This window comes from Streptomyces yongxingensis (assembly GCF_055597465.1).
Window position 1 is genome coordinate 648,798 of the sequence record NZ_CM145717.1, and the last position, 22,346, is coordinate 671,143.

The following is a 22,346-nucleotide window of genomic DNA, read 5'->3' on the forward strand; positions in this document are numbered from 1 at the left end:
GGCAACTCGCCCGCTGTTTTCCTGGACTGCCTTGGTGCGGCGGCAGTGCCCGGTGCGTTGTGGGGGTCAGCCCTTGTCGGCACGGGGCCGCTTGTGTGCCGCGCCGGAGGAGAGGCCAGGTCGCGTGGTGGCCTCGCTGGTGGCCTGGGCGAGCAGAGCAAGCGCGGCCCGCGAGGGCGAGCCCGCTTCTGTGGTGGCGACCACCACGTTGGGCCCCGGCCCGCTGCTCAAGGTCTGCAGGATGACGGTCAGGGATCCCACCAGCGGATGGCGCATCTCATAGGCGGCGACGGTGCAGGGTTTGACACGGTGTTCGGCCCACATCGAGGCGAACTCGGCACTCTTCGCGGACAGTTCGCCCAGGAGCGCGTGCAGCGCCACGTCCTCCGGATGCTGGGCCGCCACCAGGCGCAGATTCGCGACCACCGCCCTGGCCCTGCTCGGCCAGTCCGCGTACAGATCACGGACATGGGAGTCGAGGAACAGCAGCCTGGCCATGTTGGGACGCCGCGCCGGCAGGTCAGGGGCGCCGGGGTCCAGATGCCCGGCGAACAGCGCATGGCCCAGGTGGTTCCACGCCAGTGCGTCGCTGCGCCGGCCGAGCACGATCGCGGGAACGTCGCCCAGTGCGTCCAGCAACTGGCGCATCGCCTCCGTCACCCGTTCCGGCGCCGGCCGCCGGCTCCGGGTGCGCTGCCTGTCCACCCGGCCCAGGTCGTGCAGGTATCGCCGCCCGGACTCGTCCAGCCGCAGAGCCCCGGCGATCGCGTCCAGAACCTCAGGTGACGCGCTCAGTGACTGCCCCTGCTCGAGCCGGGTGTAGTAAGAGGTGCTCACACCCGCCAGCATCGCCAGCTCCTCGCGCCGAAGCCCCGGCACACGCCGGCGCTCCCCGTAGGTGGGTACCCCGACATCCTCCGGGCGCAGCTGGGAGCGCCGCACCCGCAGAAAGCTCCCGAGCTGCGTTTTTCCATCCATGGCTTCGAGTATGGACGGCCTCGCGACACCTAGCCTGACCCAGCTGTGGATAGCCAACGGCGGGTCTGGCTCCTGGCCCGCACCGTCGATGAAGGGGAGGCAGCCCTGGGCCGGGGCACCTGGATCGCTCGATCCATAATTTGACGTTCACGCATCACCGGAACAGGATTACGGCATGAACGATCCACAATTCGTCGCGAGTGGTGCGGCTCGCCCTCGCACAGCGCCCGCCGACGGGCCCGGTACCGGCCCTCCGACCCTGAGCCGGGCAACGGTGCTGCTGCTGGCCGTGGTGTGTGGCGCGGCGGTGGCGAACATCTACTACGCCCAGCCGTTGCTGCCCGTGATATCGCAGGCGCTCAGGGTGTCCCAGGGAGCCGGTGGCCTGGTGATCACCGTCTCGCAGGTCGGCTATGCGCTGTCGCTGGCGCTGCTGGTGCCCCTGGGGGACGTACTGGAACGGCGCCGCCTGGTGACCGTGCTGCTGGGCCTGAGCGCCCTCGCGCTCCTCGGTGCGGCGGCGTCGCCGTCGCTGGGGCTGCTGCTCGCCGCGATCGGGGTGGTCGGAGCGACCTCCGCGGTGGCGCAGATCGTGGTGCCCATGGCCGCGTCGCTGGCGCCGGACCACCAGCGCGGGTCGGCGGTGGGCACGGTGATGAGCGGGCTGCTGATCGGGATCATGATCGCGCGTACCGTCGCCGGAGTGCTCGCCCAGATCGGTGACTGGCAGCTGGTGTTCCTCTTCGCCGCGGTCCTGATGGCGGCCCTGGCGGTCACCCTGCGCCTGGTCCTGCGCCCCGTCCCGCGGTCGGAGAGCAGCACCTATCCCCAGCTGCTGCGCTCGGTGCCGGCGCTGGTACGCGGCGAATCGCTGCTGCGCAGGCGCATGGCCCTGGCGGCGGTCGGCATGGGCTGCTTCACCGTCCTGTGGACCGCGTCGTCGTTCCTGCTGGCGGGCCCGCCGTACGGGTTCGGCCCCGCCGTCATCGGCCTGTTCGGCCTGGCCGGGGTCGTCGGAGCCGCCGCGGCGGCGAAGGCCGGGCGGCTCGCCGACCGCGGACACGGCCGTCGGGTGACCACGGGCGGACTGGTCCTGCTGGCGGTCAGCTGGCCCGTGCTCGCCGTCGCCGGCGTGGGCGGGCCGAGCGGCCTGATCGCGCTGACCGTCGGCATCATCGCGCTCAACCTCGCCCAGCAGTCCCTGTTGATCAGCCACCAGAGTGCGATCTACCGCCGGGTCCCGCACGCCCGGAGCCGGGTGACGACGGCCCTCATGGTGTCCGCGTTCGCCGGGGCCACCGTCGCCTCGGCGCTGACCGCGGCGCTGTACCCGCTCGCGGGGTGGCCGGGCGTGTGCGGGCTCGGCCTTGTCATCGCGCTGGCCGGGGCCGGGATCTGGATTCTGGAGCTGGTCCACCCCAGCCCCGCCGAACCGCTTGCCGCCCCGTCGGAGCCCGTGAGGCACCCGGTAGGCGCGGGCCGTGTGAACTCGTGCCGTGAGGAGGTCGGCTGTGCCTGAGATTCACCGAGTGGCGGTCCTCGACGACTACCAGGGAGTCGCGAACCAATACGCCGATTGGAGCGCCCTGCCGGACGGCGCGCACCTCACGGTCTTCACCGAGCCCCTGGGTGGTCCCGAGAACGTGATCGCCGCGCTGGAGCCGTTCGACGTCGTCGTGGCCATGCGCGAGCGCACCGCGTTCCCGGCCGCGGTCATCGACAGGCTGCCGAACCTGCGCCTACTGGTGACGACGGGCCCGGCCAACGCGGCCATCGACGTGGCCGCGGCCCGGCAGCGCGCGATCGTGGTGTCCGGCACGCGAGGGGCGGGGCTGACATCGACGGCCGAACTCACCTGGAGCCTGATCCACGCCCTGGCCCGCTCCGTCCCCGCCGAGGACCGCGGCGTACGCGAGGGCGCCTGGCAGCGGACCGTCGGGCGTGATCTGCACGGCGCCCGCCTCGGCGTCATCGGGCTCGGTGGCGTGGGCACCCGCGTCGCCCGCGTGGGGCTCGCCTTCGGCATGGACGTCGTCGCCTGGAGCTCCCACCTCGACGCCGAGCGCGCCCGCGCCGTCGGGGTCACTCCGGTCGACAAGCGGGAGCTGCTGGCCACGTCCGACGTGGTGACGATCCACCTCAAGCTCTCCGCCCGCACCACCGGACTTCTGGGCCGCGACGACCTCGCGCTCATGCGACCGGACGCGCTGCTGATCAACACCTCGCGCGCGCCCGTCGTGGACGAGGAGGCGCTGCTCGCTGCCCTGTACGCCGGAACCATCGGCGGGGCCGGCCTGGATGTCCACTCCACCGAGCCCCTCCCGGCCGACTCGCCGTGGCGCACGGCCCCGCGCACGGTGCTCACCCCGCATCTCGGCTACGTCACCGCGGGCACCTACGACGTCTTCTACTCCGACGCGCTCGAGGACATCCTCGCGTACGCCGCGGGTCACCCGATCCGCGTGGTCGCCCCGTGAGCAGACCACCCACCACCACGTACGGCACACACGGACACGAAAGGCACGACCCCGTGGCAACGCATGAGCAGTACACCACGACGAAAAACGTCGAGGACGGCAACGGCTCGGGAATCCGGCTCCCTGTGATCTGGACACGCACCCTGGGCGAACTCACCTTGAGCTACGTACCCGACGCGGGCGTCGACATGATCCCGACCCGGGTCTACCCGGCCTCCGTCGGGGAGGACTGGCACGCGCACCGCACGCACATGACCGAGGCGGGCCATCTGCCCATGGGATGCGGAGCGCTGCTCGTCGAGCGGGGCGGCACCCGCCTGCTCATCGACGCCGGCCATGGCCGCATATCCGGCGAGGACGTGGAGCACTTCCAGCACGCCTTCGGCCATGTGCGGGACCTGCCCGAGTCGCTGGCGGCCCTCGGCGTGGACCCGGCCGAGCTGGAGACGGTGGCGTTCACCCACTTCCACGGCGACCACACCGGGTGGGCCCGGCCCGACGCGGTCGAGGATCCGCGGAGCCTGTTCACGAAAGCGCGATGGGTGGTCGGGAAGGGCGAGCTGGAGAGCGTCCCGCCCGGGACCGGCCCGGTCCTGGCCGGCCAGGACGAACGCACCGTGGTCGTGACCGACGGGACCGAGATCGCGGGCGGCGTCCGCGCGTGGTCCCTTCCCGGGCACACCCCCGGGCACACCGCCTGGATCCTCGACACCGGCGACGGCCGGGAGGTCGTGGCCTTCGGCGACGCCATGCACTCACCGGTCCAGGTCCAGCACCCGGACTGGGAAGTGGTCCTCGACACCGACCGGGAAGAGGCCGAACGGTCACGGCGCCGGCTCGTGGACTACCTGGCCCGGGACGGGGTCTACGGCTTCGGTGTCCACTTCGCCGACCAGCAGTTGGGAACCGTCGACGGCTCCGGCCGCTGGCGCCCCTGGAACGACGAGACCGCCGGCTGAACGCGCGAACCGTCGGGACCGCGCTGTCCGATGCCGAGTTCGACGCCCTGTCCCCGGCCGTCCAGCGCACGGTACAGGCGGACGGCGCACCCACGGGCGGGACCGGGGCACGTCGCCGCGGCGCTCCCGGCCGCGGGGCCGCCGCCGCGCTCCGCGGCAGACCGGTGAGCACCCGGTATGCGGCGCGGTGGTCATGCCCACTAAACTAGACCGATCATTCCGATTTTCAGGAGGTGTCCCGTGTCCCCCGCCGGCCGTCCCCGCGCCTTCGACATGGAGAGGGTCCTGGAAGCCGCGATGCGGTTGTTCTGGGCACAGGGCTACGAAGCGACATCGATGGCCCAGCTCCGGGAGGCCACCGGTCTGTCCTCGGCAAGCCTCTACGGCGCGTTCGACTCGAAGCAGGGTTTGTTCGAACGGGCGGTGGAGCACTACGTCGCCGGGCCGGGCCGCGTCACCGACGTCATCGGCGATGAGACCCTGAGCCCGCGGGAAGCCGTCGCCCGGATGCTGCACGGATCCATCGACATGCAGACCGACGCCTCCCACCCGCGCGGCTGCCTCGTCGCCCTGTCGGGTACCGTCCGGGCACCCGGGGACGAGGACGCCACCGTGCGCCGGACGGTGGCGGCACGACGTGCGGCAGACCGGGCGCGCATCAGGGAGTGCGTCCTCCGCGGCGTCGCCACCGGCGAGCTCGCCCAGGAAACCGACGTGGACGGCGTCACGTCCCTGATCCACGGCTTCCTGCTCGGCATCTCCACACAGGTGTGCGACGGCACGCCCGCCCGGGACCTGCACGCCGCGGCGGACGCCGTCCTTGCCACCTGGCGCGCGCAGGAGTGCTAGACCACGTCGGTGGTGGCGTCCGGAAGCAGCCGGGGTTGGTTCCAAAACGGCCGGTGGCTGACGTGCCTTGTCTCAGGCCGTACGCCCCCGTCGAGGGATGCGGTCAGCCGACGGCGGCCCGTCAGACGTTGCGGCGGTACTGGCCACCGACCTCGAAGAAGGCGTCGGTGATCTGCTGCAGCGAGCAGACCCGGGCGGCGTCCATGAGGACGGCGAAGACATTGCGGTCACTCACCGCCGCGTCCTTGAGTGCGGCCAGTGCGGCGTGGGCCGTCTCGTGGTGGCGGGCCTGGAAATCCCGTACGCGCGCGAGTTGGGACTCCTTCTCCTCCTCGGTGGCGCGCGCCAGTTCGATGGCATCGGGCTCGGCTGTGTCCGCATGCGGGTCACGGAAGGTGTTGACGCCGATGATCGGCAGGGTGCCGTCGTGCTTGCGCTGCTCGTACAGCATCGACTCGTCCTGGATACGGCCGCGCTGGTAGCCGGTCTCCATGGCGCCGAGCACACCGCCGCGCTCGCTGATCCGCTCGAACTCCGCGAGTACGGCCTCCTCCACCAGGTCGGTGAGCTCATCGATGATGAACGACCCCTGCAGGGGGTTCTCGTTCATCGCCAGGCCCCACTCCCGGTTGATGATCAGCTGGATGGCCAGGGCCCGGCGGACCGAATCCTCGGTGGGAGTGGTGACCGCCTCGTCGTAGGCGTTGGTGTGCAGGCTGTTGCAGTTGTCGTAGATCGCGATGAGCGCCTGCAGGGTGGTGCGGATGTCGTTGAAGTCCATCTCCTGGGCGTGCAGCGAGCGGCCGGAGGTCTGGACGTGGTACTTCAGCTTCTGACTGCGCTCGTTCGCGCCGTACTTCTCCTTCATCGCCACGGCCCAGATGCGGCGGGCGACCCGGCCGAGGACGGAGTACTCGGGGTCCATGCCATTGGAGAAGAAGAACGACAGGTTCGGGGAGAAGTCGTCGATGTGCATGCCCCGCGCGAGGTACGCCTCGACGTAGGTGAAGCCATTGGCCAGGGTGAAGGCCAGCTGGCTGATGGGGTTCGCGCCGGCCTCGGCGATGTGATAGCCGGAGATGGACACCGAGTAGAAATTGCGGACCTTGTTCGCGATGAACCACTCCTGGATGTCGGCCATCATCCGCAGGCTGAACTCGGTGGAGAACAGGCAGGTGTTCTGCCCCTGGTCCTCCTTGAGGATGTCGGCCTGCACCGTGCCGCGCACGTGTCCCAGGGCGTGCGCACGGAGTTCGGCCGTCTCCTCAGGCGACGGTTCGCGGCCCTCGGTCTCCCGGAACCGGTCGATCTGCTGGTCGACGGCGGTGTTGAGGAAGAAGGCCAGGATGGTCGGCGCCGGTCCGTTGATCGTCATGGAGACCGAGGTGGTGGGCGCGACGAGGTCAAAGCCGTCGTAGAGCGCCTTCATGTCCTCCAGCGTGGCCACCGAGACGCCGGATGTGCCGACCTTGCCGTAGTTGTCGGGGCGTTCGTCGGGGTCGCGGCCGTAGAGGGTGACGGAGTCGAAGGCGGTGGACAGGCGGGTGGCCGGCTGGCCCTCGGAGAGCAGCTTGAAGCGCCGGTTGGTGCGGAACGGGTCGCCCTCGCCGGCGAACATCCGCGCCGGGTCCTCGCTGTCGCGCTTGAAGGGGAACACCCCGGCGGTGAAGGGGAAGTGGCCGGGCAGGTTCTCTCCGCGCCAGAACCGCACCAGTTCCCCGTGGTCGGTGAAGCGGGGCAGGGCGACCCGGGGGATCTTGTTGCCCGACAGGGACTCGCGGGTCAGCTTGGTACGGATCTCCTTGTCCCGGATCGTCACGACCTGCTCATCGCCGGAGTAGGAGGCGATGACGGCGGGCCAGTTCTCGATCTGCTCGGTGATGTCGTACGGGAGCTGCCTGCGGGCGTCCTCGAGCAGCGACCGCACGTTCCCGGCGTCGGAGCCCGCCGCCACGAGCTCGGCCGTGACCGCCTCCAGACGCTGCACGCGCCGTGCCGCTTCGGCCAGTTGACCGGTTTCGGCGTGGTACCCACGGACCGTCTCGCTGATCTCGGCGAGGTAGCGCACCCTCTCCGCGGGAACCACCTGCCGGATGCCGGAGGAGTGACGCACGTCGACCGGCGCCAGGCTGCCCTCGGACAGCGGCAGACCCTTCTCGGCCAGGACCGTCTTCAGGTGCTGGTAGAGCGCGGTGACGCCGTCGTCGTTGAACGTGGCCGCCGAGGAGCCGTACACCGGCATGTCCTCGGGCCGCATGCCGAACGCCTCTCGGTTGCGGATCAGTTGACGGGCCACGTCGCGGAGGGCGTCCTTGGCGCCGCGGCGCTCGAACTTGTTGATCGCCACGACGTCGGCGAAGTCGAGCATGTCGATCTTCTCCAGCTGCGAGGCGGCGCCGAACTCGGGAGTCATCACGTACATCGAGGTGTCGACGAACGGCACGATCGCCGCGTCGCCCTGGCCGATGCCCGGCGTCTCCACGACCACCAGGTCGAATCCGGCCGCCTTCACCACATCGATCACGTCGGACAGGTGCTCGGGCAGCTCACGGCCGCCGCGGGTGGCCAGGCTCCGGAAGAACACCCGGTTGCCGTCGAGGGAGTTCATGCGGATGCGGTCGCCGAGCAGCGCCCCTCCCCCGCGGCGGCGGGTCGGGTCGACGGCGATCACCGCGATCCGCAGTTTGTCCTGCTGATCTACGCGGAAGCGGCGCACCAGCTCGTCGGTGAGCGACGACTTGCCCGAACCGCCGGTGCCGGTGATGCCGAGCACCGGGGTGACCCGCGCCCCGGCCACACCGCGCAACTGCTCCAGGAAGTCCGGTGGCAGCTTGCCGAGTTCGGCGCCGGTGATGGCGCGGGCGATCGCGAACCGGTCGCCCGCCAGCACGGCGGCGGCATCGGCCGGTCGACCATCCCAGAGGTCGAAGTCGCAGTCCTGCACCACCGAGTTGACCATGCCCGCCAGGCCCATCCGCTGCCCGTCCTCGGGAGAGAAGATGGTCACTCCGCTGTCGCGCAGCCGGTCGATCTCCTCGGGCACGATCACACCGCCCCCACCGCCCACGACACGGACGTGTTCCGCGCCCTGCGCGCGCAGCGACTCCACGAGGTACTCGAAGTACTCGACATGGCCGCCCTGGTAGGACGAGACCGCGACACCGTGCGCGTCCTCCTCCAGCGCCGCGTCCACGACCTCCCGCACCGACCGGTTGTGACCGAGGTGGATCACCTCCGCCCCTTGGGACTGGAAGATCCGTCGCATGATGTTGATCGACGCGTCGTGCCCGTCGAACAGCGCCGAAGCGGTAACCAGGCGGACGGGGTGTACGGGACGGTGCAGATCGCTCATGAGGGCCTTCCAGACAGGTCAGAGGCGCCGACTGAAGAGATAGTAGGACGTCCTATTAAATTACTGGAGGCGAGGAGAGTGTGAAGAGGAGCACAGGACGCCAACCGCCCCGGTCGGGCGAGGAAGTCGATCACGCCGCGAGGACGCGGGCCTCTCCGCTGATCAGCTCGGCGCGCCCAGCGATCCCGGCCCGCTTCGCCATGCGATGTCATGGACCGGCAGCACCAGTGCGCGCAAGGGCCGGCCGCGCTTGCGCACAGCCCTCACCTACCTGGCAGGGCGCCAGGGCCCTGCCGCCGTCACCCCATACGGGCGTAATGTGTGCATATGGGTGATGTTCGGTGCCAATGGTGCGATGCGTTGCTACCGGATCAGGCCGGCCACAATCGGCGGTATTGCAGCCCAGCTCACCGACAGGCGGCCTGGCGGGCGCGGCATCGATGGCCGGCGGCGGCCCGGACGCGGCAGACGATGGTGCTCGCGGGCGCGGACCTGCTGGCCCGAGTTCAGGCGGTAGTGCGGCAGACGGGTGATCTGTCCCCGGGGCGGGAGGCCGCGGTGGGCTGTCACTGTGCCGCGGTGGCCGAGGTTCCCGGGCTGGCCGAGCGGTTGGTGCGGTATGCGGTGCTTGCCGATCGGCAGGCTGGAGCCAGCTGGGCGCGGATCGGCGCCGCCTTGGGGACCAGCGGCGAGGCGGCCAGGCGCCGCTTCGGGCGTGCGCACGACCTCCCGCGCGTGCACGACCTCCCGGCGGAGGGGCAGGGGCCGCGGGACGACACCACGCCCGCTGTCGGCTCCGGTATGGAACTGCTGGACGCGCTCCTGTGCGAGGCGGTGCGGGAAACAGGCGCGTCCGCGGGACTGGTGTACCTGCTGCCGCCGGGCGGGCAGGTACTGCGGCTGGCCATGACGACCGGGGTGCCGCCAAAGATCACCGCGCTCTGGGAACGGTTGCTGCTTCCGGCCCCGGGCCCCGTGGCGGACGCGGTCCGTGAGCGGCGCCTGGTGTGGCTCGCCAGCCAGGCAGAACTGGCGCGCCGCTACCCGAGGGCAGCGCTGGTATGGCCCTACCCCGTAGCACTGGCCGCCGCACCGCTCACCTCCGGTCCCACTGCTCGGGGCGCACTGGTGCTGCTGTGGCCCGGACCGCGCCCATCGCACCTGAGCGCGCATGAGCGCGCCGTGATCCGCTCCACCTGCGACCGTGCGGGCGCGCTCCTGCAGCACGCCGCCGCGGACGGGCACCTGATATCACCCCGAGAGCCGCACGTGGCGGCCCCACCGCGAGCCCGGACCGCCACGCGGGCCGCGGCGGACTTCGCCGACCGTCTCACGGAGGGCTGTGACCGCCCTACGGAGGGCTGTTGCGTACTGGATGCGCAAGGCCGGATCACCTTCATCTGCACCACCGCCGCCGACCTGGTCGGTGGCAACGTCCCGGATCTGCTGGGCGCACCGCTGTGGGAGGCACTGCCATGGCTGGACGACCCGGTCTTCGAAGACCGCTACCGGGCTGCGGTCCTCGGCCGCCGGCCCACGTCCTTCACCTCCCTGCGCCCGCCGGACCGGTGGCTGTCCTTCCAGTTCTGTCCAGACGCCTTCGGCGTCAGCGTGCGCATCTCCCCCACCGACCACACCGCCCCCATGGACCACCCCGAGCCGGGGCGCGGAGCGAACATCGCCACACCGACACGGGCCGGCACGCTGTACGACCTGATGCACCTGGCCGGCGCGCTCACCAAGGCCGTCAGCGTGCGGGACGTAGTCGAGCTGACCGCCGACCTGGTCCTGCCGGCCTTCGGCGCCCAGGGCTTCGTCCTGTCCGTCGCCGAGGGCGACCGGCTGCGTGTCGTCGGCCACCGCGGCTACCCGCCCCAGGTCATCAGCCGCCTGGACATCCCTCCCTTCCGGGACGAGTCAGCCCCTACCGTGCGCGCTGTGACCACGGGAGTACCCCTCTTCTTCGCCTCCCCCCGCGAAATGGCACAGCTCTCCCCCGACATCCCACGGCTGACCGAGAGGGCAGCCTGGGCCTTCCTGCCGCTGCTGGCCTCGAGCCGCCCGGTCGGCTGCTGCGTGGTCTCCTACGACCAGCCCCACGACTTCACCCCCGAGGAACGCGCCGTCCTGACCTCACTCGCCGGACTGATCGCCCAGGCTCTCGATCGCGCCCGCCTCTACGACGCCGACCACCAGCTCGCCCACAGTCTGCAGAGCGGCCTGCTCCCCGCCGCCCTCCCCACCGTGCCCGGACTGGAGGCAGCAGCCCGCTATCTGCCCACCGCTCGCGGCATGGACATCGGCGGCGACTTCTACGACCTCATCCGCTGCGGCGCCACCACCGTCGCCGCAGCCATCGGCGACGTCCAAGGCCACAACGTGAACGCCGCCGTCCTCATGGGACAGGTCCGCACCGCCGTCCACGCCACCGCGGGCGCACCTCCCGGCGAAGTCCTGGCCCGCACCAACCGCCTCCTCACCGACCTCGACCCCGGCCTGTTCACCAGCTGCCTCTACGCCCACATCGACCTGGCACACCACCGTGCCCAGCTGGCCACCGCCGGCCACCCGCCCCCACTCCTGCGCCACCCCGACGGCCACACCGAGGTCCTCCACCTGCCACCCGGCCTCCTGCTGGGCATCGACCCCGACACCGACTACCCGGCCACCGAGATCCCCCTGCCGCCCGGCGCCGTGCTGGCCCTCTACACAGACGGCCTCGTCGAAAGCCCCGACATCGACCTCGACGACGCGACCACCAACCTCGCCGACCAGCTCGCACAAGCACCGGACCAGCCCATGACCACCCTCGCCGACACTCTCATCCGCCACGACCCGCACACCGATCCCCGCAGCGATGACATCGCCCTCCTCCTGCTCCACCTACGACCGGACGACGGATGAAGATGGTCGCCGCGCGGAGATGGAGAGGTAGCCGCACAACTTCGGTCGGGTCGAGCATCCGTCGCCGGTCTCGTCGCCTCCTGAGACGGGGTGCGCGCGATGAGTTTCCTGTCCGGCGCCGGTCTACAGGTACGGCGGCGAGCGCGGGCTCGGCCCTTCGCGCTTTCAGCGGGAACAGCGGCGGTGAAAGGAACCGGGATCGGTATGTCCGACGACTCTGAGCAGATCCGTGCCCTGATCGAGGGATGGGCGGCAGCGGTGCACCGAGGCGCCCTGAGCGAGGTCACGGCCGACCACGCCGACGACATCGTGATGTTCGACGTGCCACCGCCGTACAAGGGCGTGCGGGGCCTCGCCGCGTATCAGGAGGTCTGGCCGCCGTTCTTCGCCTGGCAGGCACAGGGCGCCTGCTTCGAGATCGAGGAGCTCGAGATCACGTCGGGCGAGGACGTCGCGTTCGCCTTCGCGCTGCTGCGCTGCGGCACCGAGGAGGAACGCGCCGAGCGGCCCGAGGTCCGGATGCGGCTCACACTGGGTCTGCGCAAGGAGGAGGGACGCTGGGTGGTGGCGCACGAGCACCACTCCTTCCCCGACCTCCACGGGCCGGACGGCCAAGCGCGGGCCGAGCAACGGCGAGATGGGCGAGGGGACAACCGCCTTGGTCCCGGGGCACCCGGGTATTCCAGCGGCGCGGCGGCGAGTGGCAGATGATCCACCAGCACGTCTCCTACCCCTACGACCCGGAAACCGGCGGGGCGAAGACCGATTTGCGCCCCTGACGCACCAAGCGCCCGCCGACTACCCGAATAAGCGATGAGTCTCGTGTTCGGCGCCGGTCCTACGGAGGCGAGCGCGAGCCCGGCACCTCGGGCTCCGGCGTGACAGCGGCAGGAAGGAACCATGTAGGTATGCCTGACAGGAAAGCCCGGTATGCCGATATAGCTCCATAGAGCGTAGAGATCAGAGTAATCTGCTGGCATGTCCGATGGGGCGCCGTATCGCCGGGAGGCCATCCCGTCGGGTGTGGCCGAAAGACGCGGGCGTGGCATCTCGGCCGGAACCGGAGCCCGCGCGAGACGGTCAACAAGGCGACAAGGGGGCGAAAGCCTCGGGGGATCCCTGACGCGAATGGGGTGGAGTATGTCGCGTTGGAAGGAACTGCCGAGTGGCCTGGACCAGAGGGTTCGGCAACTCATCGTGCACTTACGGAGGTTGAAGGATTACAGCGGGCTGAGCCTCGCCTCACTTGAGGCCAAGACGGGATACAGCCGCGGATCGTGGGAGCGGTACCTCAATGGGAAGGCGCTGCCGCCGCGGCAGGCGGTGGCGGAGTTGGCACGGGCTGCCGGGGCGGAGCCAACCCGGCTGCTGGCGCTGCACGAGGTGGCCGAGGAAGCCTGGCAGCAGCGAGTCGCGCCGTCCTCAACGACCGGTACCCGAAACGGCCGCGGGCGGGGAGCACCGCACGGAACAACGACCGAGGAGCCTTCGGCCGCAGGGGAGCCGCCTGCCGCGGCGGGGGGCACGCGGCCGCCGGGGGTACGCAGGCCCGTCGTCCTCGCCGCCGTCGTGGCCGCCGCGCTCGTGGGGGTGGGCGCCGGAATGCTGATCGCGGCGCCCTGGGGCGATGACGATGGGGGAGGTGACAGGACGAAGACGGCAACAGGGACGCCCAGTCCACAGCCGAGCGGCAGCGTCACCACCGCCACCGAGGGGCCGGGCCGGTACGTCTTCAAGCTGGGCAAGTCCTACCCCTGCAAAGTCCGCAGAACCGGTGTGGAGGGCGGAGGACTGGGGGCGGGATACAGCACGACACGCACCGCGGTCCTGGCCGGGCCCGGCTGGGACGTGGTGGAGGCCCAGTGCCTGCTGCGCCATCACCAGATGGATCCGGGCATCGTGGACGGGGTCTACGGACAGCAGACGATCGCGGCCGTGGCGCGCCTGCAGAAGAAGGCCGGGCTGCCGGCGGACGGCATCGTGGGCCCGCACACCTGGCGGGTGCTGCGCGGATGACCGGCCCCGCACCGGAGTGCGTGGCGCTGGCCGAGGGGCTCCGCGAGATGAGGGCCCGCACCGGCCTGAGCCTGGCGGCACTGGCCGAGCGCACCGCGTACAGCAAGTCGTCATGGGAGCGCTATGTCAACGGGAAGAAGCCGGCGCCCCGGCAGGCCGTCGAGGCACTGTGCGCGATAGCGGGCGAACCCGCCGGGCGGCTACTGGCGTTATGGGAACTGGCGGACGCCGAGTGGAGCGGACGTGCCCGGCACACCCTCCCCCACCCGCCCCCACCCGCTCCGGCTCCGGCTCCGGCTGGTGCAGTGGACAACCCGGAGGTCCACGGGCGGGCCCGGCGTTGGCATCTGTTCACCATCGGTGCGGGTGCGCCCGTGATGGCCACCGCCGCGGCGGTGGCCATCACCACGGTGATAACACTGCTGTCCATAGTCGGCCCCAGCTCTCGACAGCCGACGAACCCGGCATCTCCCGTGCTGGATCCCGTCCCCGGATGCCAGGGGAAATCGTGTGACGGGAAGGATCCCGACCACATGTCCTGCGGCCTGCCCGGCCGGGTGGACTCACTCGGGCCGCCGCAGCGCACCAGGACCGGGGCGGGAGTGGAAATCCGGTACAGCAAGGTGTGCTCCGCCGCATGGGGCCGAATCTGGCATGCGAAGGTCGGGGACGCGATCGAGATCTCAGCTCCCGGCACCCCGCCACGTCGAGCCACCGTCAGGAACACGGCCGATACGGGCGTCTACCGCTTCACACCGATGGTCGGCGGCCCGGCCCGGACCGGTCTACAGCTATGTTTCATACCTGCGGGCAGCACGTCCCGGCAGTGCTTCCACTCCTGATGGTTCCTCTCCCGGACATCGCGACCTCCCCGCCCCGGCGTCAGCGGGACGCCCTTCCTTTCGACCACGCCCCCGCGGAAGCGGGCGTCCTAGCAATACCGCGTCCCGCCGGACGTCCCAGCAGGTCAGTGCGTGAGGCGTCCCACGACGTCCCAACGGAGCCGATTTCGCTGGCCCTCAGCCGGATGGGCCAGCAATCTCTGTAGTGCAAACCGGACGGCGCGGTCCACCCCGCGCCGTCCTCACCACGATCGTCCGTAAAAAACCACACCAGGGGGAATGAACAGTGCGTCTACGAAGCGCAGTGCTGACCGCGGTGACGGCGGCGGCCGTCGCCGTCCCGGCCCTGCCGGCAGCAGCCGGGGAAATGGCTCCGGACCAGCCGAAACTGCAGATCACATGCCACACCAACTGGAAGAACAGCACCTCCGCCAACGTATGGTGCGACGGTCACGGCCCGGCCCGGTACGGGACGAGCATCCAGTGCAAGAAGGGCTCCGCCGTCCGTCAGCTCAACTACGGCCCGGGACCCTGGCTGGGTGACCGGCGAGGCATCAGCATGTACTGCCCCGGTGGCGGATACAAGCGAGTGAAGCAATGGGGCTGGCCTGCCTGACCGGCACCGGCGAGCCGAGCGGGCCGGCACACCTCGACGGTGGGCCGGCCCGTTTTGTGTGCCGCAAGGTTCAAAGCCGGATCCGCACGGCCCGGAAGAGGAGTGTTCAGCCGACGGACGTGTGGTGCGGGGCGGGAATGGAGGTGGCCATGTGCACTGACCGGGATGTGGCCCGTCTCCCGGCCCTGGCGGGCCCGGCCTCGGCCGGGCCGGTGCGCTCCGGAACTGACCAGCCCGGCGAGGCGGTCAGCTCTCGTAACCGTAGAAGAGCCGCTCCACCACCGCCCGTGCCCGGCGGGTGGTGCGGCGGTAGTCCTCCAGCATCTCGCCGACGTGGCCGGGGCCGTAGCCCAGGTAGCGGGCCACGGCGGCCAGTTCGCGGACGTCGGTGGGAAAGGTGTCGCCGGGGCGGCCGCGGACGAGCATCACGGCGTTGCGGACGCGGCTGGCGAGGATCCACGCCTCGTCGAGGGTCTGGGCGTCCTCGGTGGAGATCAGCCCGGCGGCGTGGGCGGCGGCCAGGGCCTCGCGGGTGCGGGTGGTGCGCAGTCCGGGTTCGGCCCAGCCGTGGCGCATCTGGAGCAGCTGGACGGTCCACTCCACATCGCTGAGACCGCCGCGGCCCAGCTTGGCGTGGGTGGTGGGGTCGGCGCCGCGCGGCAGCCGCTCGGACTCCATCCGGGCCTTCAGCCGCCGGATCTCGCGGATCGCGTCCTCGCCCAGCCCCTCGGCCGGATACCGCAGCGGATCGATCAGTTCGATGAACCGCTCGCCCAACCCGGGGTCGCCTGCCACCGGTTCGGCGCGCAGCAGCGCCTGGCTCTCCCAGACCAGCGACCAGCGGCGGTAGTAGGCGGCGTACGAGGCGAGGGAGCGCACCAGCGGTCCGGACTTGCCCTCGGGGCGCAGGTCGGCGTCGATGAGCAGGGGCGGGTCGACGGTGGGGAGCTGGAGCAGCCGCCGCATCTCGTTGGCCACGGCGAAGGCGGCGCGGGATGCCTCCTGGTCGTCGGCCCCCTCGCGCGGCTCGTGGACGAAGAGCACATCGGCGTCCGAGCCGTAGCTGAGCTCATGGCCGCCGAAGCGGCCGAGACCGATGACGGCGAAACGGGTGGGCAGCTCATCGCCCCAGGTGTCGCGGACGGCGGCGCGCAGCGCGCCCGCGAGGGTCGCGGCGTTCAGATCGGAGAGCGCGTCGCCGACCATGTCGATCAGCGCCCCCGGGCTCGCGGGCTCCTCGGGCTGCGCCGTACGGTCCGAGGGGCGGGCCGGGACGTGGGGCTCGCAGTCGCGCAGCGCGCTGGGCACCTCGGCCGTGCGCCGCGCGCCACGCGGAACACGCGCCGTCGGCAAGGTGGCCAAGGCGCCGTCACCGCCCGGCGGCGGCCAGCTCACGGTCGGCTGGGCCACCTCGTTCACCAGCCGCGCGCCCACGATCACATCCGCCGCCGCCGTACGGAACATCTCGCGCCGCCGCACCCCGCGCGCCGCCGCGACCGCCTGCTCGGCGCCGTCGGCGCGGCCGACCGCGGCCAGCACCTCCTGCTCCAGATGGGCGCGGCCGCGCGGCCTCAGCCCCTCCGGGTCACCCAGCACGGCCACCGCCTCGGGAACACGCAGCAGCAGATCCGGGGCGAGCCGCCCGGCCGACAGCACCCGCGCCAGATTCTCCGCGGCGGCGCCCTCGTCGCGCAGCAGCCGCAGATACCAGGGCGTCTTGCCCAGCGCGTCCGACACCTTCCGCAAGCCCAGCAGCCCGGCGTCCGGGTCCGCGGAGTCGGCGAACCAGCCCAGCAGCACGGGCAGCAACGTCCGCTGGATCGCCGCCTTACGGGTCACCCCGGACACCAACGCCTCCACATGGCGCAGAGCGGCGGCCGGGTCCGCGTACCCCAGCGCCTCCAGCCGCTGCCCCGCCGCCTGCCGGCTCAACCGGGCCCGACCGGACTCCCGTCGCGCCACCGCGTCCAACACCGGCCGAAGGAACAGCTTCACATGCGGCCGCCGCACCTCACGCGCGTATCGTCGGCACGCCACATCCAGCTCGCTCACCGGATCGGCATGACGATCCCAGCCGTAGACGGCGCCGAGCGACCGCGCCAGCCGCCGCAGACCCGCCTCGTTCTCCGGTAAAAGATGGCTACGGCGCAGCAGGTACAGCTCGGTACGGTGTTCCACCGAACGCAGGAAGCGACAGGCTTCGCCCAGCGCGGCCGCGTCCGAACGGCCCACGTAGCCACCCGCCGCCAGCGCCGCGAGCACCTCCAGCGTGGTACCCCCGCGCAGCGACTCATCCGACCGGCCGTGCACCAACTGCAGCAGCCGCACGGTGAACTCGACGTCCCGCAGGCCCCCGGTGCCCGGCATCAGCTCGCGATCCAGCCCGGTGGCGGGGATGTCCCCCACCACGCGGCGGCACACCTGCCGCACATACGACACCAAGTCCCCGCGCCCCACCGCCTGCCACACCAACGGCGCCACCGCGTCCATATACGCCCTCCCGAGCGCGCTGTCCCCCGCCACCGGCCGGGCCTTCAGCAGCGCCTGGAACTCCCCGATCCCGGCCCGCCGCTGGTAGTACGCCAGATGGCTGGAGAGCGTCCGCACCAGCGGGCCGTCGCGCCCCTCCGGCCGGAGGTCGGCGTGGACCGGCCAGATGGTGCCCTCGACCGTGACGTCCGAGCAGATCCGCATCAGCCGGGAGGCCAGCCGGGTGGCCGCCCGCACCGCCTTGGCCTCCTCCGTCCCGTCCACGGCCTCGGCGACGAAGATGACGTTCACGTCCGAGGCGTAGTTCAGTTCGCGCCCGCCGCACTCGCCCGTACCGATCACCGCCAGCCGACAGGCCGCGGCGTCCTCGGGCCGCTCCTCCGCCGCGATCTCCAGCGCGGCGCGCAGCGTCGCCGTCGCCAAGTCCGCCAGCTCGGCGGCGGCCTGGGTGACGTCGATGGTGCCGCACACGTCGCGCGCGGCGATGGCCAGCAGCGCATGACGGTACGCCACCCGCAGCGCGTCCGGCCGCGGCAGCCCCGCCCCCGGCGCGCCCCAGACGCCCTCGGCCAGCGCCCGCTCGAAGTCGCGGGTGGTCGGGGGTGGGCCCGCCGCGTTGTAGGTCAGCAGCGCCTGCCAGTGCCGCGGATGCCGGGCCAGATGATCAGCCAGCGCCTCGGACGCCCCCAGCACCCCCAGCAGTCCGTCACGCAGCGACTTGACGGTGACCAGCGCGTCCAGCAACGCCTGCCGCGAGCAAACGAACTCCTTGTCGTCCCCGTCCCCCGAAACCTCCGGGACCTCCGGAAGCGCCTCCACCAGCCGCACCAGTCCACGCAACGCCAGATCAGGATCGGCGGTCGCCCCAAGCCCCTCCAGCAACAGCGAACCGCTGCTCACCCCGGCCAGCTCAGGCGCGTCCAGCAACCGCCGCGCGACCGAGACGTCAGAGAAACCACACCGCAACAGCCGGGTGACATTGCTGCTTCTGCGTCCCTGCGGTACGGCCACGCGCGCCGCCTCCGTCCCTGTCCGACATTCCCGCCCTGCCATGATCAAGGCCCGCTGACGAGCCCAAATGAACGCCATTGCGATGCCGATCCGGATCATTTCCAAGAACAATGACTACTTGCTGACGCTCTCGCCGCACCGACCAGGTCGTGGTGAGCCATCACGGAATCCCCTTATCCAAAATGCGTCTCACATCAGTTGGGCCGGATGTCGCGTTTTCACGGGCCATCCGGCCCCTTGCGCCCGGCGGCTCGACGGTTGCCATGCCCCGCCTTTGCCTGGTTGGCAAAAGTGAGGCCGCCGATGGCCTGACAACTTTCTCCATCGTGTCAACCTGTTGATTTTTCAGCAGACGTTTTCCCCTCCCCGCATCAGGCGGAACGCCCGAATCCGGCGGCAAAAACGTAGGAGGCGCGGTCGATGCAGGTCAAGGCTCGAGCAATAAAACGTTGAGTCATACATTGATGTGCGAATTGGGACAAAGTGGATTCACTTGGCGCCACATCCGCGAGGTTTTGGACAGCACTTTTCCCGTGGACTCCCCCGCCTTCCCGGCGGCTCTTTTAATCAACATTCACCAAGCGTTTATCTGCGTTTTAATTTATGGTGGAGGTAGCGGCCGATTTCGATCCGGCCGCCCGCATTAGTTCCCCATGAGCGGTAAAGGGATCCCCATCGCGGTAAAGGCACCCCCATCGGCGTGGCCGTGCTGGTCCGGACTCGACAGGACCTGAACCAATGAGCTGGCCGGAAAGCGAGGTGCGAGACATGGCGCAATGTGAACGCGCCACCCAATTGACCACGGAAACCTTCGCTTCCGACTGCCCGGCCCGGTGTTGTGGGAGATGTCGGTGTCAGCCGTGCGAGAGGGTCGAGCGGAAGGTCCAGCGGCCCGACCCGACGTGGTAGACCGCCTCGGTGCCGGTGGTGTGCGCAGGGGCCGCTCCCGATGGGGCCTCGGTGGGGCCGCCGGAGGTGGGGACGTGGACTTCTGCCGTGCTGCCGACGGGGACGTCCACCCTCAGCCGGAAGCGGTCGGCATCCCTCTGCCAGGCGGTGCGCGCGACGCCGTACGGCGTCCGGTAGGAGGCGGACGCCGAGGTCATGTCCCCCTCGACGGCCGGATCGATGAGCAGCTCGGCGTAGCCGACGGAGCCGGGGGTCTGGGCGATGCCCGCGACGCGGCTGGTGAACCAGGAGTCGATGGCGCCGAGCATGAAGTGGTTCTGCGACTGGCCGGGGCCGCCGTCCCAGGACTCGCCGAGGGTGGTGTTGCCGGCGCGCACTTGGTAGCCGTAGCTGGGGCTGGTCGTCTGTGTGGCGATCGCGTGGATGACGTCGTCGCGGTCCGCGGCGCTCAGGACCCGGAAGGCCGCGGGCAGGGAGATCTCTCCCAGCAGCAGGTGGTGGCCGGCGGCCTGGACCGAGGTGACGAAGTGGGCGAGCAGGCGGTCCCGCTCACCGGCCGGGTAGGCACCCATGTCGAGGGCGAGCGCCTCGGCGCCCTGACCGCCGCCGCCGAAGGTTCCCGTGGCGGTGTCGTAGTACGTCGCGGCCAGTGCCCGGGCGCTCGCGTCGGCCTCGGCCCGGTAGGCGCCGGCGGCCTGGTCGTCGCCCAGTACGGCTGCGATGCGGCCCAGGGTGTCCACGACCCGCCAGTAGCCATAGGTGCCGGCGACGGCGCGCGGGAAGGTCCGGTCGGGGGTGAACCAGTCGCCCAGGCCGTAGTCGAGGATGCCGCCGGTGACCTGCGTCCGCAGGAAGGCGGCGTACCGCCGCATGCGCGGGTAGTACGTCGTGAGGATGTCCTTGTCGCCGTAGGTGCGGTAGAGCTGCCAGGGGACGAGGACGAAGGCGCCGCCCCAAATTGGCGTCGTTGCGGTAGGCGCCCGGAAGGCTGGTGTACTCCGGGACGGTGCTGGGGATCAGCCCGTCCGTGGTCTGTGCGTCGGCCATGTCGCGGACGATCTTGCGGAGCTGGGCCTGCATGTCGTAGTTGCCGGCCAGGGCGGGGAACACCAACTGGTGGTGAAGTCGCCGGCCGAGGTGTTGTCGGTGCGCAGGACTTCGCCACGGACGGTGACGGTGGCCCCGTCGGGCACACCCTTGAGTTCGAGGTAGCGGAAGCCGTGGTAGCCGAAGCGCGGGCGCCAGGTCTCGCTGCCGCCGCCGCGGGAGGTGTAGCTGTCCCATCAGCACCGTCGACCGCTACCGCAAGCTCTACGGCAATCGGAGCGACCCCAAGCTGATCGCCCGACTGGAGGTCACACTGGCCGACGGCCGGGTGCGCACCATCACCAGCGGCGACGACTGGCGCACCGTCCTGGGCCCCACCACCTCGTCGAACTGGTACGGCGGCGAGGACTACGACGCACGCCGGGAAATCGCCCACTGGAACGAACCCGGCGGTGACCGCCGCGACTGGCGGCACGCGGTCACGGTGGAAGCCCCCGGGACCGCCGGGCACCCGGCCGCGCTCAGCGCCCGGGAGACCGAACCCATCCGGGTCGTGGAGACCCTTACGGGCAAGGAGATCCAGGGGGCCGAAAGCAGCCGCGTCTTCGACCTCGGACGCAACATCGCCGGACGGCCCGAGATCACCGTGAACGCACCGGCGGGATGGCGTACTGGACACGTTCGCCGTAGTCGGTGTTGGCCGGTTCCAGGACCGCGTCGCCCACGGGTTCGCCGTTGACGGTGGCGTCGTAGATGCCCAGTCCGGCGATGTAGAGGCGGGCCCGACGCACCGGCCGCGCGAGGGTGAAGTCATCGGCCAGCAGGGGTAGTCCGTCCGGAAGGTAGGGGGTGGGCGGCCGTTGCCCGGTCACCCGGGTCAGTGTGGTGAACGGTCCGCCCGGGCTGTCGGCGCTGGAGACGGCGTGGTCGACGGGAAAGCCGGGCACGCGTCCGTCGTCGGTGAGGACGTCGGCGCGCGGGTAGAGCGCCAGTTCGTCGAAGGTCTTCGCCGTCTTCAGGTCGAGGGTGAGGGTGATGGGCCTGCCGGAGACGTCGGCGCCGGGGTGCGCCCCGCTGGAGTAACCGGCGGCGGTCTGCAGGGCGCTGTTGGTCAGGCCGTCCACGGCCAGGGCGGGTTCCCAGGTCTTGCGGACCGTGTTGCTCTCGGAGGCGGTGACCGTGGCGCCGCGGGCGAGGCCGGTGGTGGAGGTGGCGGAGTCGCGCACGTCGATCTCGCCGAGCTGGAGCCGCCAGGTGCGGCGGGGGAAGTCCTCGGCCAGGGGCAGGCCGAGCCGGGTGACGTCCAGCCGTACGTAACGGGCAGTGGTCCGGGGCAGCTTGACGACGGCCGGGGCCACCGATCGCCTGCTCAACCGCCAGGCGGGATGGGTGATCCAGTCCGCGCCCCAGTCCGACCGTCTGGTCAGACCGGTCTCGAACACGGCCGCCTCGCTCCACCCGGAGGGCCGATGCCCGCGCGCGGACCAGAGCATGACGCGCCAGTGGACCCGGGCGCGGGAACCGAGCCGTCTGCCCGCGTACCTGGTTTCGGGCGTGGCCGAGTCGACTTTGCCGCAGTCCCACAGGTCGGGGCGGGACGCGCGCAGCCGCTGAAGGGAGCTGGCGGCCTGTACGCGGTAGGCGGACTGGAGGGAATGGGGGGTGTCGGCCCTGAGCTGCCAGCTCAGTGCGGGGGTCGTGTCGTCAATGCCCAGGGCCCGCGTCACGTGCTCGGTCCGCAGACGGGTCGCGGTGATGGTGCCCGTGGCCACGGCGTCGGCGGTGACGGCGCCGGCGAGCACGGTCACGAAGGCGGTGGCGGCGGCCAGGACGGCGGACAGTCGCTGTCCGCCACGGTGGCGCGGTCTGCGCATGGTGGCTCCCTGCCGGTGCGGG

General features: G+C 71.0%; 15 protein-coding genes and 2 pseudogenes. 11 read left to right on the forward strand and 6 right to left on the reverse strand.

The window, feature by feature from the left end:
* Positions 1-66: 66 nt before the first annotated feature.
* The gene (locus ACZ6TD_RS02910; protein WP_471349905.1) at positions 67-978 is read right to left on the reverse strand and encodes a helix-turn-helix domain-containing protein; all 912 of its coding nucleotides are present in this window, start codon (positions 976-978) and stop codon (positions 67-69) included.
* Positions 979-1,153: 175 nt separating this feature from the next.
* Between ACZ6TD_RS02910 and ACZ6TD_RS02915 the strand changes: the two genes are divergently transcribed.
* The 4 genes from ACZ6TD_RS02915 (at position 1,154) to ACZ6TD_RS02930 (ending at position 5,263) form a co-directional block, all read left to right on the forward strand.
* Positions 1,154-2,497 carry an MFS transporter gene (locus ACZ6TD_RS02915; RefSeq protein ID WP_471349908.1) on the forward strand — a complete coding sequence of 448 codons (1,344 nt, stop codon included), beginning with the start codon at positions 1,154-1,156 and terminating at the stop codon, positions 2,495-2,497.
* Complete coding sequence (locus ACZ6TD_RS02920) at positions 2,490-3,455, forward strand: D-2-hydroxyacid dehydrogenase family protein (RefSeq protein ID WP_471349911.1); 966 nt, start codon at positions 2,490-2,492, stop codon at positions 3,453-3,455. Before ACZ6TD_RS02915 ends, ACZ6TD_RS02920 begins: the two co-directional genes overlap by 8 nt.
* A 53-nt stretch (positions 3,456-3,508) precedes the next feature.
* Complete coding sequence (locus ACZ6TD_RS02925) at positions 3,509-4,414, forward strand: MBL fold metallo-hydrolase (protein ID WP_471349914.1); 906 nt, start codon at positions 3,509-3,511, stop codon at positions 4,412-4,414.
* 240 nt (positions 4,415-4,654) lie between these two features.
* Positions 4,655-5,263, forward strand: coding sequence for a TetR/AcrR family transcriptional regulator (locus tag ACZ6TD_RS02930; protein WP_471349920.1), 609 nt, complete (start codon positions 4,655-4,657; stop codon positions 5,261-5,263).
* A 121-nt stretch (positions 5,264-5,384) separates the two neighbouring features.
* Here ACZ6TD_RS02930 and icmF read toward each other — a convergent pair whose 3' ends face one another.
* Complete coding sequence (icmF, locus tag ACZ6TD_RS02935; protein ID WP_471349925.1) at positions 5,385-8,615, reverse strand: fused isobutyryl-CoA mutase/GTPase IcmF; 3,231 nt, start codon at positions 8,613-8,615, stop codon at positions 5,385-5,387.
* Between the two features lie 801 nt (positions 8,616-9,416).
* Between icmF and ACZ6TD_RS02940 the strand changes: the two genes are divergently transcribed.
* The 6 genes and pseudogenes from ACZ6TD_RS02940 to ACZ6TD_RS02965 all read left to right on the forward strand — a co-directional run bounded on the left by ACZ6TD_RS02940 (position 9,417) and on the right by ACZ6TD_RS02965 (position 14,993).
* Positions 9,417-11,519 carry a SpoIIE family protein phosphatase gene (locus tag ACZ6TD_RS02940; protein ID WP_471358785.1) on the forward strand — a complete coding sequence of 701 codons (2,103 nt, stop codon included), beginning with the start codon at positions 9,417-9,419 and terminating at the stop codon, positions 11,517-11,519.
* Between the two features lie 204 nt (positions 11,520-11,723).
* Positions 11,724-12,131 (forward strand): annotated as a pseudogene (locus ACZ6TD_RS02945) (YybH family protein); the annotation flags it as partial.
* Entirely contained in the window at positions 12,077-12,298 is a 222-nt protein-coding gene (locus ACZ6TD_RS02950) for a nuclear transport factor 2 family protein (protein ID WP_471358788.1), read from the forward strand. The pseudogene ACZ6TD_RS02945 and the gene ACZ6TD_RS02950, both read left to right, overlap by 55 nt.
* A gap of 361 nt (positions 12,299-12,659) precedes the next feature.
* Positions 12,660-13,535, forward strand: a complete 876-nt coding sequence (locus ACZ6TD_RS02955) for a peptidoglycan-binding protein (protein ID WP_471349929.1) — start codon at positions 12,660-12,662, stop codon at positions 13,533-13,535.
* Positions 13,532-14,377 (forward strand): helix-turn-helix domain-containing protein, encoded by an 846-nt coding sequence (locus ACZ6TD_RS02960; RefSeq protein WP_471349933.1) that lies wholly within the window; start codon positions 13,532-13,534, stop codon positions 14,375-14,377. The genes ACZ6TD_RS02955 and ACZ6TD_RS02960 overlap by 4 nt, the downstream gene beginning before the upstream one ends.
* A gap of 286 nt (positions 14,378-14,663) precedes the next feature.
* The gene (locus ACZ6TD_RS02965) at positions 14,664-14,993 is read left to right on the forward strand and encodes a hypothetical protein (RefSeq protein ID WP_471349939.1); all 330 of its coding nucleotides are present in this window, start codon (positions 14,664-14,666) and stop codon (positions 14,991-14,993) included.
* A 246-nt stretch (positions 14,994-15,239) separates the two neighbouring features.
* On the opposite strand, the gene ACZ6TD_RS02970 is transcribed toward ACZ6TD_RS02965, so the two are convergent.
* From ACZ6TD_RS02970 to ACZ6TD_RS02980, 3 genes and pseudogenes are all read right to left on the reverse strand, one after another.
* Positions 15,240-18,494 carry a bifunctional [glutamine synthetase] adenylyltransferase/[glutamine synthetase]-adenylyl-L-tyrosine phosphorylase gene (locus tag ACZ6TD_RS02970; RefSeq protein ID WP_471349943.1) on the reverse strand — a complete coding sequence of 1,085 codons (3,255 nt, stop codon included), beginning with the start codon at positions 18,492-18,494 and terminating at the stop codon, positions 15,240-15,242.
* Between the two features lie 854 nt (positions 18,495-19,348).
* Positions 19,349-20,362, reverse strand: a complete 1,014-nt coding sequence (locus ACZ6TD_RS02975) for an alpha-L-rhamnosidase-related protein (protein WP_471358793.1) — start codon at positions 20,360-20,362, stop codon at positions 19,349-19,351.
* A gap of 57 nt (positions 20,363-20,419) precedes the next feature.
* Positions 20,420-20,623, reverse strand: a pseudogene (locus ACZ6TD_RS02980) (hypothetical protein); the annotation flags it as partial.
* A gap of 140 nt (positions 20,624-20,763) precedes the next feature.
* On the opposite strand from ACZ6TD_RS02980, the gene ACZ6TD_RS02985 reads away from it, so the two are divergent.
* Positions 20,764-21,189: an alpha-L-rhamnosidase N-terminal domain-containing protein gene (locus ACZ6TD_RS02985; RefSeq protein ID WP_471358796.1), complete on the forward strand. Its 426-nt coding sequence runs from the start codon at positions 20,764-20,766 to the stop codon at positions 21,187-21,189.
* Here ACZ6TD_RS02985 and ACZ6TD_RS02990 read toward each other — a convergent pair.
* Complete coding sequence (locus tag ACZ6TD_RS02990) at positions 21,092-22,324, reverse strand: glycoside hydrolase family 78 protein (protein ID WP_471349946.1); 1,233 nt, start codon at positions 22,322-22,324, stop codon at positions 21,092-21,094. The genes ACZ6TD_RS02985 and ACZ6TD_RS02990 overlap by 98 nt on opposite strands.
* Positions 22,325-22,346: the final 22 nt, after the last annotated feature.

What these genes read in the sequence shown, in the direction of transcription:
- ACZ6TD_RS02910 (WP_471349905.1), bottom strand. Translation starts at nt 978, where the DNA reads ATGGATGGAAAAACGCAGCTCGGGAGCTTTCTGCGGGTGCGGCGCTCC.
- ACZ6TD_RS02915 (WP_471349908.1), top strand. Translation starts at nt 1,154, where the DNA reads ATGAACGATCCACAATTCGTCGCGAGTGGTGCGGCTCGCCCTCGCACA.
- icmF (WP_471349925.1), bottom strand. Translation starts at nt 8,615, where the DNA reads ATGAGCGATCTGCACCGTCCCGTACACCCCGTCCGCCTGGTTACCGCT.
- ACZ6TD_RS02940 (WP_471358785.1), top strand. Translation starts at nt 9,417, where the DNA reads ATGGAACTGCTGGACGCGCTCCTGTGCGAGGCGGTGCGGGAAACAGGC.
- ACZ6TD_RS02955 (WP_471349929.1), top strand. Translation starts at nt 12,660, where the DNA reads ATGTCGCGTTGGAAGGAACTGCCGAGTGGCCTGGACCAGAGGGTTCGG.
- ACZ6TD_RS02960 (WP_471349933.1), top strand. Translation starts at nt 13,532, where the DNA reads ATGACCGGCCCCGCACCGGAGTGCGTGGCGCTGGCCGAGGGGCTCCGC.
- ACZ6TD_RS02990 (WP_471349946.1), bottom strand. Translation starts at nt 22,324, where the DNA reads ATGCGCAGACCGCGCCACCGTGGCGGACAGCGACTGTCCGCCGTCCTG.